This is a genomic window from Desulfobacula toluolica Tol2, from assembly GCF_000307105.1.
Taxonomy (GTDB): Bacteria; Desulfobacterota; Desulfobacteria; order Desulfobacterales; family Desulfobacteraceae; genus Desulfobacula; species Desulfobacula toluolica.
The window spans coordinates 2,718,943-2,732,427 of sequence record NC_018645.1; the positions used below are offsets into that span (position 1 = coordinate 2,718,943).

A 13,485-nucleotide genomic window follows, 5' to 3' on the forward strand; every position below is an offset into this window, starting at 1 on the left:
ATTATCCTTAATTATGATAGATTTCATATTCCAAAGACTCTCTTGAGGGTGTAGATTTTAATCGAACAGGCTGGGACGGGATAAAGCTGACTGAGAATATTGCTTTATTTTCTGTATAATCACCTCTCTGGTCTGCATCTGTATCAAAATCCGTATAATAATAGGAGAGATTAAATCGCAGCCATTTAAGGAAAAACCAGGAAAGCCCACCGCCAAGGTTTATTCTATTGTCCGTCCTGTCAACGTCTGCTTCGGTAAATTCATCCCTTTGATAGGAAGCAAAAAGATTTGAGGATAACCTTTTCTGCAACTGATAATTCAAACGGCACCCTGCCTTGTAGTAAATGGTATAGCCAAGACTTGCAGCTTCATCACCGGCCTCACTGTAACCGCTGGAACCGGTTATGGTCAACGATCCTTTTCTGCTGAAATTAAAAGTTTTATAGGCATCCATGTCGAGGAAAGGATCGGTTGAATCATCATTTTCATTATCCCATTGGGAAAATAAAACACCGATACCAAGTGAAATACGCGAATTTTTGCTTGTTTCCCAATCAAACCCAACAGAAGGATGGTAAATGTGATGATCCCCTGACTCTCTTTGTGAATAAGAATGCCTGTATTTCAAATAGCCATCAAATTGTTTTGAGAATTTTCTAAGATAACGAATATGACCGGTATAGGTTTCAAGGTCATTGGAGGAATTATCAAAATCCGTATTTTCATAGGCAAAATTTGAATCAAACCCGTTCAAGGGAGCAAACCAATAAGTGATGAATCCGGAAGGACTGTATCTGGTGTATTCATCTGCATCGGAATTTTTATAGTCATCAAAATCATATGAAAAATCCAGACCCATTCTGTCTTTTTTCCCGAATTGATTGATAATCCCGGCTGTTGTTCTATTAACTTTATGCTCATTGTATGTTCCGGTTCTTAACTGTTGGTCAAAACTCTTGGAATAAAACTGTAAAAAATTAACATTCACATTTTTTGTAATCTGACTGTCTCCGTATATGGAAGCCGTGTTCTCCCAAGTTTCACCGGATTCTCTGTCATCCTTGGTAGTATAAGCCAACCGGGTGATAATATTAGTATATTTAGACAGATTAAAGTCTCCGTCAAGTGATAGATAATGCTCAACTCCGTCCCTGTCATCCAGATTTTTATAGTCTCTATATTCAGGATTATACCCAAAATAGAGTTTAGTATTTTCATGGAGAAACCCTGCCGAAAACCCTAAGCCATAAGATGTAATGTATTCCTCTTGTTTATTATCTTCTGTTTGAAAATAATTATCACTGTATTCTTCTGTTATGGTCAAAGTTGGAATTAGCTGGATGACAGTTCGTGAAAATGAGGCCGAATATGAAAAAAATAAAATAAAAAGAGCTGATATAGATATTGTAATAATTTTTTGACCATATTTTTTTATCATTTAAGCCTCCTGACTGATTTGTTTTATCGAATTTAAGGAACAATGATGATATCATCAGCTTTTAAAACCATATCTTTACCCAGTTTACCCTTTACGATATCATCATAATCAATTTTTATAATTTTTTCCGTATTTCCCTGTTTACGATAAAGAATAATCTCGTCTTTAGATGCCCATTCAGTAAAGCCTTTCGCAAGTGCGAACGCCTGAACGATTGTAAGCTTTTTGATCAATGGATACTCACCAACATTCTGCACTTCACCCAAGATATAATATTTTTGACTGACAGCACCAACAAGTGTTATCGTAACGGATGGAGCTTCAACAAAATCGGCTAATTTTTTTTCAATTATTTTTTTAAGCTCAACCGTGGTGACACCTTCAGCCTGCAAATCATCAAGAAGAGGGAATGTAATCTTTCCATCGCTTCTAACCTGGACTGCATCACGCGAAAGATCTGGTTCCTTCCAGGTATCTATTTTTAAAACATCCCCAATACCTATTTTATAATCTTCATCAAAACCTAAAGAAACCGAACAAAATAAAATAATAAAACTGATTGAAACGATTGATGTTATCTTAATTTTAAACATAGCTCCGCCCTTTCGATTACATACACATTAACACATTGTTTTTACAAAAATATTTTAAATATACTATCTTGCACCACGGCCAAACAAAACTGTTTTTATGGTGCGCAGAATAATGATCATATCCAGTGTCAGGGACATGTTTTTTATATAAAAAAGGTCATAGTTCAACTTTTCAATGGCATCGTCAACCGTTGCACCATAAGTGTAAGACACTTGTGCCCATCCCGTTACCCCCGGTTTGACATTAAACCGTTGAGAATAAAAAGGTATCTGCTTTTCAAGTTCATCCGTGAAATATTTGCGCTCCGGCCGGGGGCCGACAAGGCTCATGTTTCCGATCAAAACATCCCAAAGCTGGGGAAATTCATCAATCCTGAATTTTCTGATAACCTTTCCAACTTTTGTAATCCGGGTATCATTATTCTGAGCCCAAACAGGCCCTGTTGATTTTTCCGCATTTTTCAGCATAGAACGAAATTTATGCATCATATATTCTTTTTTATCCAGACCCACCCTGTCCTGGGAAAAAAAAACAGGACCCTTTGAATCAAGTTTAATTAGAATAGCAGCAAGAACAAGCAATGGTGAAAAAAAAATAAGCAGTATCAATGACAGGATTATATCTTCAATCCTTTTTAAAATTATTTTAAGCTTTGATTTTCTGAACCCGTCTGAAAAAATCAGCCAGGACGGATTAATCTGGGTCACCAAAACCTTGCCGGTCAGCATTTCGTAAAATGTACTGCCTTCAATCACTTTTATGCCGCTGGTTCTGCACTTGATAAGTTCATCAATCGGGAATGAAGTCCTTTTTTCCTTTAATGCGACAACCACTTTATTAATACCCATTTCAGAAGCAATCCGGTAAAGATTTCCTATCTCATTTTGAACATTTACCGTATCAGGAAGATCAATCAAATACCTCTCGTTTTTTGACTCCGGAATCATTATTGAAACCGTGTACCCACAATCAAGTGTATTAAAAATTTTTTTAAATATATCAGTTGCAAGCCTGCTGGAGCCTAAAATCATTATGTATTCATTAAAAACACCCTTGTTTAAAATTTGAATATATAAAAACCGCCAGCCAATAATAAAGATCAAAAGGAAAAAAATGCTTAAAATAAAAACTTTTTGATCAACAATTGCCAAAGGAAATATATAATAGATAAAAGCCAAGGCGATAGACGTTATTCCGAGCGCCTGTAGAAGACGGATACTCGTTTCAGTCAGACTGGAAGACACATCAAAATCATACAAATCGTTATAGTAAAGGCAAACCTGGCAAATAAATGTAATTAATAATATTCTTAACACGATCAAGAGATTAAATGGATACGAAAATGAAGAAGTCAAAAGGATCGTTGACAGCAGTATAGATCCAAAAATGACAAACCCTTCCAAAATGGAAAAAATAATGTTTCGTATAGGAAAATACTGTTTTAATACTCTTAGCATTTTTTTAAGAAATCCCCAATTATTTTACATGTCCATATTTATGATTTCCATATCCATATTTATAATACCCATATCCGTACCCTGGTCTCTTTTCAGCAAAATTATGAACAACGCCGATAATTTTTTCTTTACCATAAATGCTAATAATATCCTGAACATCTTTCATCCGTGTTTTTCCATGACGAATTATCACGATAATACCATCCACATATCTCGCAAGGGCATTTCCTTCAGATGTGATATAAGGCGGCGGCGTATCAATAATGATATAGCGATCACTGTATCTCAATTTAACCTCATGTATGAGTCGCCTCATATGCTCAGAAGATAACAATTCAGAAGGATTCCGGGGAACGGTTCCACCTGGTAGAATCGTCAGCTTGTTGATAAACGTTTTTAAAAGTAAGGATGACAATGTTATTGCTGTTGACAGGTGATCACTTAAGCCCTTGGTATCGGGCAGGCCGAACAATTTATGGATTGTTGGTGAACGAAGGTCACAATCCATTAAAAGGACATGCTCGTCAATGCTTTGAGCAATGCTGATCGAAAGATTTGCAGCGACAAATGACTTGCCCTCGTCGGGAGAAGGGCTGGTGATCATTATGCTCCGGGGAGGTGTCCCATTTTCCGGAAAGAGAATATTGTTTTTTAAAAGCCTGAATTGTTCTGATTCAATCGAATGGGGAATATGAACCGTAACAAGTGTCGGATCAATATTTTCCGGTATCTCCTCGTAAGGCTCAGCCATGGATATATCACTGTTGGAAACATAAAAATCATTTTTTGGCTCTTCAGAAACATATTCTGTCTCCAAATCAGTTATCAGGCCACGCTCTTCCGATCTTTTTTTTTCAAATGCGCTATAAATTTTACCCAAACCCGTCACTCCCGCATTAAAAATTTAAATTAGATTTTATAAAATCAATTGTCCGATCAAGACCTTTAAAATTGAGTATTACAAAAAAAGACAAAAATAGTGTTGCATAAATTGTAACGCAGGCAAACGCAACCATTTCAACTTTTGTTTTTATTTTATGACCCGGTTTTTTCAAAATTGGGATAGCCGCAAGGATTGTTAAGCCAAGATTTTTTTCGATCTGTTCCTCTCTTCTGATAGAAGTATTAAACGCTTCAAGAAGGAAAATAACACCAAAACCAGTACCAATACCTGAGGCGACAGACAGGAGAAATAACATTGCTACACTAGGCGATATGGGTTTTTCAGGAAGTCTTGCATGATCAATTATCCTGAACTGCTCACCTTTTTGTTTCTTTTCCATGTTGACTGAAAGCTCTGCCTCGAGCCTTCTATCCAGAAGAGAATTAAAAACACTTTGTATACTGGCATAATCCCTTTGTAACGATTGAAGTTCCAGTTCTCTTTTAGGCGTATCTTCAACTCTTTTTTCATATACTTTCATCTGCTGTTCTATTTTAAATATATCAGACTGAATCTTTCTAATTTCATTTTTAATCTGTTTGAGCTGCATTTCCTGCTGTATTGCAGCAAAATTTGGCATTCCGGTTTCCAAATCTTGCTCATCAACAATGTCTTCTATGGCTCCAGTTTCGCCTTCAGAATCTCCAGTCTCCAGTACTTTTTTTTCTTCTTTAATCGTTTTCTCCAACTTCTCAATTATTTTCTTAACTTTTGCCACATCAGGATGTTTTTCCGTATATTTTAATAGAAGATTATCATATTGTTCCTTTGCCAAGGAAAGCTTTTGTTCATTTTCTGATCCTTCAAAAGCTCCTTCTTCAAAATCGAAAGAAGAAAACTTATCATCAAAACTTTGAGATGCCATTTCCTTGGATTGTGCGATTTGAGTTTCAAGAATATTTAATGAATTACGTGTAATTGTCAGTAATTCTTGTTTGCTTTTCAACTGATCCTGGAGCCGGTCAAGGGTTCGCAGGTTAGCGTTAAGTTCATCCGGAAGTCCCCCAATATATTTTGTCCTGTAATCCGCCACTTTTTTTTCACGGTCTTCAAGTTTTTTCCGGGTTTTTTGAAGTTCAGCATCAAGAAATTCACTAGTGCCCACAGCTTGTGCTTCCCTGACCTTTAAATTTTCATCCATAAAAAAACTGGCCAGCGTATTTGCAACTTGCATAACCCTTTGAGGGTCATTGCCTTTAAAAGCAATTGAAAACGCTTCAGCCCCATAGCGGGCTCTTTCAATCTTTACCTGAACCCGTTTTCTCATAATGGCAATTTTATCTTCAAGGTACATCTTTTCCTCATCTTCAAACAAGCCGAATTGGTAGATAATTTTCTCAAGATTGCTCCGGCTTAAGATCTGTTGGGAAATGGTGCTTAGTCTCTGGCTGATGCTTGAAGTAACAACTGATTTAATATAATTTGCCGGAACCCTTTGGGGCTGTACGAGAATCAGTGTAGAGGCTTCATAGGTTTTATCAATAGTAAAGGTTATAAAAAGGCCTAAAGTGAGTGTTATGCAAATCGGTATAATGATAAACCATCTTCTCCTGATGATTATTTCCAGTATCTGATCAGGTTTAATGGGTAGTTGAGGCTGAAAAGAATCTGCCATAATATTTTCCTGTTTTTCTTGTAATTTAATTGTATTTACACAAAGCTTTAAAGCAAACAAAGTGCCAGACAAAAAATTTAACAGTAAAATCTATTTAATATTGAAAACAAATCTTTATTAAAGCCGAAAAAGAAAAAAACATTAACTATTGATTCCGTGATAAAAATTTGTTTAAAGAAAATATGTGAAAAAAATTACATAATTTTACGAAAAAAATGTAACAATAATAGAGATAAATATACCCTGTAACAGAACCGGTTCATAGAGAATATTTTCCTTATTTAATTTGGGATTTTGTGTTAACTTATATGATTCGTATCGAAAAATCAACAATTGAAAACTTTAATTTAGGATTTTATGGTTTCATTATGGAAGAACCAAAGACAATATATCTAAAAGATTATAAACCCGCTGAATTTATCGTAGATCGTGTTGACCTGACTTTTGACATCAAAGATAATCAGACAAAAGTCACCTCTATTTTAAATATCCATAAAAATTTTGATATTGCCGATAAAAACACGTCACTTGTTTTTGATAAAGGCGATTTTGAAATTTCTTCGGTTATTGCAAACGGAATGTTGTTACTGCCGGAAGAATACGAATCCGGTGGCGGCTATTTCAAGCTTGCCCGAACACCGGATATTTTTGATCTGGAAATTATTTCTATTTTAAAACCTGAAGAAAATACAAGCCTTGAAGGATTATATAAATCTGGGGATATCTTCTGCACACAGTGTGAAGCCCAGGGATTCAGAAAGATAACCCCTTTTCCTGACCGTCCTGACATTATGGCTGTGTATTCCTGCACTATTATTGCGGACAAAACCCAATACCCTGTACTGCTATCCAACGGCAACTTGGTTGATTCCGGAGATCTTGACAACAACCGGCACTTTGTCCGGTGGGAAGACCCGTTTAAAAAGCCAAGTTACCTGTTTGCACTTGTTGCAGGCGATCTTGAACATATCCACGATCAGTTTACCACCAAATCCGGGCGAAATGTTGATCTTAAAATTTATTCAGAACGAGAAAATATAGACAAGTGCTATCATGCCATGAAATCTCTCAAGCAGGCCATGGAATGGGATGAAAAGCGATTTGGTCTTGAATATGATCTGGATCTGTATCAGATTGTGGCGATCAATGATTTTAACGCAGGTGCTATGGAAAACAAAGGATTAAATATTTTTAATTCCAAATATGTTCTTGCCAACCCGGAAACCGCAACAGATGAGGATTTTCTTAATATTCAAGGCGTTATAGGCCATGAATACTTTCATAACTGGACCGGGAACCGGGTCACCTTGAAAAACTGGTTTCAATTAAGCTTAAAAGAAGGGCTGACTGTGTTCCGAGATCAGGAATTTTCATCCGACTTAAATTCAAGGGGAGTTAAACGAATTTCATGCGTCAGGAATTTAAGAGGGTCCCAATTCCCGGAAGATGCCGGCCCCATGACCCATCCTGTAAGACCTGATTCCTATATAAAAATGGATAATTTTTATACCATGACAGTGTATGAAAAAGGCTCGGAACTTATCAGGATGATTCATCAATTGATAGGAGAAAAAAAGTTCAGAAAAGCAATTGATCTGTACTTTGAAAAATTTGACGGGATGGCCGTCACCATAGAAGATTTTATTGGCGTGATGGAAGAAGCCGGAGGGTTGGATCTTAACCAGTTTAAATTATGGTATTTTCAATCCGGCACACCCACGGTAAAAGTGGAGCGATCCTATAATCCTGATTTAAAGCAGCTTGCAATAACCTTTGAGCAGCACATTGCACCGGACAGAAATCAATCGAAAAAAAAGCCTTTGCATATTCCTGTTAAGTTCGCAATTATTGATAATAAGGGGAATGATATCACTCCTGAAAGCAAATCCCTGTTAGAGCTGACATCCGGCAGACAAACTTTTGTATTTGGTAATATCCCTGAAAACAGCCTTCCGTCACTGTTCAGACAATTTTCTGCACCGGTGAAAATTAAAACGGATTTTACGAATGAAGAGCTTGCTTTTCTCATGGCCAATGATCCTGATGAATTTAACAGATGGGATGCTGCTCAAACGCTTTTTGTCAATGAACTCAAACGGATTATTACCGCGATTCAGGCTGACAAGGAACTGTCCGTTTCCCCAAATCTGATCAAGGCTTTTAAAAAAGCCTTGCTGAATCAGCATACGGATCATGCATTTTTAGCAAAAGCGCTTTCTTTGCCTATGGAAACCGAAATCAAAAATCATTTTGATCTGGTTGATGTCCATGCCATTCATAGGGGCAGATTGTTTTTAAAACAACAAATAGCAAAACAACTGAAACAGCATTTTATGGATTTGATTGATTATTGCTCCAAATCAGATCCTTTGAGCCTGTCTCATGGGGCAATGGCGGATCGAAGCTTGAAAAATTTATCCTTGTCATACTTAGGCTGCTTAAAAGAAACAGATACAACACAGCTGGTTTTACGCCATTATGCAACAGCTAAAAACATGACGGATGAAATCGCAGCATTTAAAATTCTTTCCGAGATCCATCCGGATATAAAACAAACCGCTGTTAAAAATTTTTATTCCAAATGGCAGCATGACAAGCTTGTGTTGGATAAATGGTTTGCGGTTCAGGCAGGATCATCTCTGCCCAATACCTTGAACATCGTAAAATCCCTTATCAAACATCCTGATTTTTCAATAAAAAATCCCAATAAGGTCAGATCATTAATATATATGTTTGCCATGCAGAACCATATCAATTTTCATCAAAAAAATGGAGACGGATACCGGTTTATTGCGGATCAAATTATTGCCCTGGATAAAATTAATCACCAGATAGCTGCCAGATTGTCTTCGTGCTTTAATCAAATGAAAAGATATGACAACGCCAGAAAAATTATCATAAAAAAAGAGCTGGAACGAATTCTTTGTGTTCCAACTCTTTCAAAAAATGTTTATGAAATTGTATCCAGGGCACTTGAGTAACCCCAATGTCCTATTGGCACAATAAAGACTGAAAGTAGTGAGTTGTGAGAAAAGCAGAGCTGGCAATTTGCACACTACTCATATCTCACTACCTTTTTGTTTACAAACGCCAGAAATTGATTCCCATTTTTTTTGCTTCTTGTGGATCAAACACTGATTTTACATCAATCAAGCAGCCGTCCGGAAGAAGCATCTTTTTCAACTCTGAAAGATTTTTTTTCAAATATTCTTTATGGGGTACTGCAAGGATAAGAGCGGAGAGTTCGTTGAGCTCATCCCATTCGCATTGATTTATATTATAATATGCCAGGGCCTCTTTGGGATCTGAAATTGCATCATGAACCAGGACATTGGTTCCATATAAACAAAGTTCTTCAATGATATCAACTACCCTGGTATTTCTCAGGTCCGGACAGTCTTCCTTAAAGGTAAGCCCCAGAACCCCTATTTTTGAATCCTTGACATTCAATCCCTGGTTGATCATCATTTTAATAGTTTTTTCAACCACAAACCGTCCCATATTGTCATTAATTCTTCGACCCGATAAAATGACCTGTGGATGATAGCCTTCGGATTCCGCCTTAAAGGTCAGATAGTAGGGATCAACCCCAATGCAGTGACCGCCCACAAGCCCTGGCTTGAAAGGAAGAAAATTCCATTTGGAACCGGCCGCTTCCAATACGTTTTTTGTATCAATACCAAATTTATCAAAAATAAGAGCCAGTTCATTCATTAATGCAATATTCAAATCTCTTTGCGTATTTTCAATTACCTTGGCAGCCTCAGCTTCTTTTATGGTTTGAGTTCTGTGAACCCCTGCATCAATAATGGTTTCATAAAGCATTGCCACCCGATCACAGGTTTCTTCATCATCTCCTGAAACAACTTTTACAATCTTTGGCAAGGTGTGTTCCTTGTCTCCCGGATTAATCCGTTCTGGAGAATATCCCACATGAAAATCCTTTTTCCACTCGTATCCGGATACTTTTTCCAGTATAGGAACGCAGATCTCTTCTGTAACACCAGGATAAACAGTGGATTCAAAGATAACAACAGCACCTTTTTTCATATATTTTCCAGCAGTCTGAGATGAACTTTCCATGTACTTCAAATCGGGACGTCGTGCAGTATCTATGGGAGTTGGAACTGCAACAATGATATAATCCGCATCTGAAATTTTGGATGGATCAGATGTCGGAAAAAAATATGCTGCTTTTTCAAACTCGTCCTTTGACACTTCACCTGTGGGATCTTCAAATTTTTTGCAGTTTTCAATAATACTTTCTTTTAGATCAAGACCGATTGTGTGAAATTTTGCAGCAAAATGAACTGCCAGTGGTAATCCAACATAACCCAGACCAATAACCGCAATTTTTGTGTTTTTATCCATTAAAAGCGTTCTCCCAATATCGTTTCATATAAAAGTCTTCAAAAATCAAAACAAAAATTTCATATTTTGTTATTGACAAACCAAAGAGACCAGATTGTTGTAAAAAAATAGCCAGGTCTGCCTTTGGCATTTATTTATAGGCATTTATTTATAGGCATTTATTTATAATAGTCTGTATACCATTTAACAAAATTTTGTATACCCTCTTCTATGGAAGTTGAGGGTTTAAAGCCGGTATCTTTTATCAAATCATTTACATCTGCATAGGTTGCAGGCACATCACCGGCCTGTAACGGCAAATACTCTTTAACGGCTTTTTTGCCAATGGCAGTTTCAATGGCTTCAACAAATTCCATCAGGGCAACCGGTTGATTATTACCTATATTATACAATTTATAGGGCACACAACTGCTGGATGGATTGGGTGTGTCGGAACTCCAGTCAGGATCAGCCTTGGGAACATTATGCATTACCCTGACAACACCCTCTACAATATCATCAATATAGGTAAAATCCCTTTGCATATCCCCGTTATTGAAAACCTTGATGGGTTCATTTTTTAAGATAGCCTTTGTAAAAAGGAAAAGGGCCATATCCGGCCGTCCCCATGGACCGTATACCGTGAAAAATCTAAGTCCGGTTGTGGGAAGGTTGTATAAATAGCTATAAGTATGGGCCATTAATTCATTGGCTTTTTTCGATGCAGCATACAGGCTGATGGGATGATCCACATTATGCCGGACGGAAAACGGCATGTGGGTATTAAGGCCATAGACAGAACTGCTTGAAGCATAAACCAGATGCTTTACCCCGGAATGCCGGCACCCTTCAAGGATATTGCCAAAACCCACAAGGTTGCTGTCGATATAAGATCCCGGATTTTCAATGCTGTAGCGGACCCCGGCCTGGGCTGCAAGATTTACAACATAGTCAAATTGATAAGTTTCAAATAAAATTTTTATTTTTTCTCTGTCAGCAAGGTCACCAAGAATAAATTTAAATTTTGAATCTTTTTCAATAATAGATAACCTGTTTTTTTTAAGATTCACATCATAGTAATCATTTAAATTATCAATACCATAAACGCGGTGCCCCTCTTTGAGCAGACGACAACTCAAATTAAATCCGATAAAACCTGCCACACCTGTTACAAGAATTTTCATAATATTCCTTACCTGATCGTTATTTTGATTTATAAAACGGATAAAATATTTTGATTTTTTAACACAGACAACAGATAAAAAACAATGAGAATCATCATTTTTCTAAGCCATAGGACGGTTAGACGCAAAAATCCGTTGACATGCTCACTGGCATGAAGCCTTGGCAAAGCGGAATATCTAATGATTTAATTTTAAATTATTTTTCAGGCACCTTCATGAAAAATATCATTTAAGCTGCAGTAATTATGGCAAATCAGAATAAATAGGTGAGCTGCACCACTTGCTGATTCTTTCCCAGCCGTATCTGTCTTCCCAGCCTCTTCTACGGCCTTTTGGCTTTGCTCTCTTTTCCCGGCCGGGATACCCCGGCCCCATATCTAATATGCGCCTGTCAACCGGGGATCTGCGATCCACGGGAGAACGTTTCGTGTAAACACTTTTTGCATGATCCATTATATTCTCCTTAAAGCCTTAAATTAAAAATTCAAACTATGCGGAGGGCGGCAAAATGATTGCAAAACGAGTTCTAAATGACAAGTACAATGGGTAAGAATATCAAAGGATTCACATCAGGTTAACAATACAACTGCATAGTCTTTATATTATATAAAATTGTCAAAAATTGTCAAAAGATTTTTACGGAAAAATTAACCTTTCAAGAATAAGCCCATAAAAAATTTTTAATTTTGACGAAAACATCCATCCCAAATGATTTGAACAATAATTACAGCTGCAGATTTGCCAGGAAAACCCCGTGAACCATGAGAACTCATCAGAAGACATTGAGCTTGGCCTGCACCCACCGGCATGAGAAAAACAGCCAATCTCAAACACATAACCGTGAGGATTGGCAAATACATGACTAAACGAACCATTGACTATTATTTGTTTTAAAGGATCTGTGATATAATGATTACAGTATGCACAGACAATAATTTCCTCTTTTTGTGATAATATTTTGCTCTCTTCACCAGATACCCTGTGAGGCGACTGTTTGCAAATCACTTCCATACAAATATCTTTATTTTCATATAAAAAGTTCTTTTAAACCTAATCTTGACTTTTATTTTTGGTTGCAGGCAAATCCGGATGAAAGAACAAATCTGCCCTTGGCAGTTATTTAAATCATTGCCCTTCTTTATCAAGATAATAAAGGGTTGCACCAACCGGTGCAAACGATAAAAATACAATATTCAACCAGGGGATCAGAAAAAGAAGACCAAACCCCACATGAAACAATAGATTCTTTTTTAAAAATCCAAACCGGGTTTTAAATGGAACCATACGTCTGGCAGGAATCAAGTCTGTATTGTCCCATGCCAGAAAAACAGTGGCGGCAATGGATGACATAAAGATTATAACAGGACCCAAAGGTGTTAACAAACCGGTCACCATGATTATCAGGGTAATCAAAACCGGGATAATCGCCCTGGGTATTTCCTGTTTTATAAGGTGTACAAAGAAACCAAACCACGACTCAGGTTCAAAATGTGCCTCTTTTCCCATAACAATTTTTTCTGTTATTCTGGACATATAATCCATGATAAACACACAGAACAACAATTGTGATATCAAGTATGCCATCACCATGGAAATGGCAGCCAAAAAAACGGATAATATCCATGAAACTGCTTTCCATAGATATATCAGCCAGCCGGATTCCGGCATTTTCCATAGCATCATTAAAATCTCATTATGCCAATATAAAACAAGACCGGACAAAAGAACCGTTAACAAAAAAACGACAAAAAATCGCAACACCCCAAGCATCAATAGCTTTGGTGTTTTTAAAGCCAGCGCCACCCCTTTGATATTATATTTTATACCATAATATAAATTCATGTTAAAATTTCTTTCCTTTGCTCATTGTTATGGAATACTTACATGTGTACTATATAAATAGT

The 13,485-nt window shown here is 36.9% G+C and carries 10 protein-coding genes; 1 reads left to right on the top strand and 9 read right to left on the bottom strand.

Features of this window, described 5'->3' with window-relative positions; all coding sequences use genetic code 11:
- Positions 1-7 precede the first annotated feature (7 nt).
- The 5 genes from TOL2_RS12520 to TOL2_RS12540 form a co-directional block, all read right to left on the bottom strand.
- On the bottom strand, positions 8-1,438 hold the full coding sequence (locus TOL2_RS12520) for an outer membrane beta-barrel protein (RefSeq protein WP_014957806.1): 1,431 nt from the start codon (positions 1,436-1,438) through the stop codon (positions 8-10).
- Between the two features lie 32 nt (positions 1,439-1,470).
- Positions 1,471-2,031 (bottom strand): polysaccharide biosynthesis/export family protein, encoded by a 561-nt coding sequence (locus TOL2_RS12525; protein ID WP_014957807.1) that lies wholly within the window; start codon positions 2,029-2,031, stop codon positions 1,471-1,473.
- Between the two features lie 63 nt (positions 2,032-2,094).
- The gene (locus TOL2_RS12530; protein WP_014957808.1) at positions 2,095-3,489 is read right to left on the bottom strand and encodes a TIGR03013 family XrtA/PEP-CTERM system glycosyltransferase; all 1,395 of its coding nucleotides are present in this window, start codon (positions 3,487-3,489) and stop codon (positions 2,095-2,097) included.
- 19 nt (positions 3,490-3,508) lie between these two features.
- Positions 3,509-4,369, bottom strand: coding sequence for a polysaccharide biosynthesis tyrosine autokinase (locus tag TOL2_RS12535; RefSeq protein WP_014957809.1), 861 nt, complete (start codon positions 4,367-4,369; stop codon positions 3,509-3,511).
- A gap of 16 nt (positions 4,370-4,385) precedes the next feature.
- A complete protein-coding gene (locus tag TOL2_RS12540; protein WP_014957810.1) occupies positions 4,386-6,047 on the bottom strand; it encodes a GumC family protein in 1,662 nt (553 codons plus the stop codon).
- Between the two features lie 368 nt (positions 6,048-6,415).
- Between TOL2_RS12540 and pepN the strand changes: the two genes are divergently transcribed.
- Positions 6,416-9,028, top strand: coding sequence for an aminopeptidase N (pepN, locus tag TOL2_RS12545; protein ID WP_014957811.1), 2,613 nt, complete (start codon positions 6,416-6,418; stop codon positions 9,026-9,028).
- Positions 9,029-9,128: 100 nt separating this feature from the next.
- Here pepN and TOL2_RS12550 read toward each other — a convergent pair whose 3' ends face one another.
- From TOL2_RS12550 to TOL2_RS12570, 4 genes are all read right to left on the bottom strand, one after another.
- The gene (locus TOL2_RS12550) at positions 9,129-10,418 is read right to left on the bottom strand and encodes a nucleotide sugar dehydrogenase (protein ID WP_014957812.1); all 1,290 of its coding nucleotides are present in this window, start codon (positions 10,416-10,418) and stop codon (positions 9,129-9,131) included.
- A 158-nt stretch (positions 10,419-10,576) separates the two neighbouring features.
- On the bottom strand, positions 10,577-11,581 hold the full coding sequence (locus TOL2_RS12555) for an NAD-dependent epimerase (RefSeq protein WP_014957813.1): 1,005 nt from the start codon (positions 11,579-11,581) through the stop codon (positions 10,577-10,579).
- A gap of 243 nt (positions 11,582-11,824) precedes the next feature.
- The gene (locus tag TOL2_RS12560) at positions 11,825-12,034 is read right to left on the bottom strand and encodes a hypothetical protein (RefSeq protein ID WP_041279481.1); all 210 of its coding nucleotides are present in this window, start codon (positions 12,032-12,034) and stop codon (positions 11,825-11,827) included.
- Between the two features lie 672 nt (positions 12,035-12,706).
- Positions 12,707-13,423, bottom strand: a complete 717-nt coding sequence (locus TOL2_RS12570; protein WP_014957815.1) for an EI24 domain-containing protein — start codon at positions 13,421-13,423, stop codon at positions 12,707-12,709.
- Positions 13,424-13,485 lie beyond the last annotated feature (62 nt).

Bases quoted from the DNA above. Each gene is read 5' to 3' on its own strand.
- TOL2_RS12530 (WP_014957808.1), bottom strand. From the start codon at position 3,489: ATGCTAAGAGTATTAAAACAGTATTTTCCTATACGAAACATTATTTTT.
- TOL2_RS12570 (WP_014957815.1), bottom strand. From the start codon at position 13,423: ATGAATTTATATTATGGTATAAAATATAATATCAAAGGGGTGGCGCTG.
- TOL2_RS12560 (WP_041279481.1), bottom strand. From the start codon at position 12,034: ATGGATCATGCAAAAAGTGTTTACACGAAACGTTCTCCCGTGGATCGC.
- TOL2_RS12555 (WP_014957813.1), bottom strand. From the start codon at position 11,581: ATGAAAATTCTTGTAACAGGTGTGGCAGGTTTTATCGGATTTAATTTG.
- TOL2_RS12520 (WP_014957806.1), bottom strand. From the start codon at position 1,438: ATGATAAAAAAATATGGTCAAAAAATTATTACAATATCTATATCAGCT.
- pepN (WP_014957811.1), top strand. From the start codon at position 6,416: ATGGAAGAACCAAAGACAATATATCTAAAAGATTATAAACCCGCTGAA.
- TOL2_RS12540 (WP_014957810.1), bottom strand. From the start codon at position 6,047: ATGGCAGATTCTTTTCAGCCTCAACTACCCATTAAACCTGATCAGATA.
- TOL2_RS12550 (WP_014957812.1), bottom strand. From the start codon at position 10,418: ATGGATAAAAACACAAAAATTGCGGTTATTGGTCTGGGTTATGTTGGA.
- TOL2_RS12525 (WP_014957807.1), bottom strand. From the start codon at position 2,031: ATGTTTAAAATTAAGATAACATCAATCGTTTCAATCAGTTTTATTATT.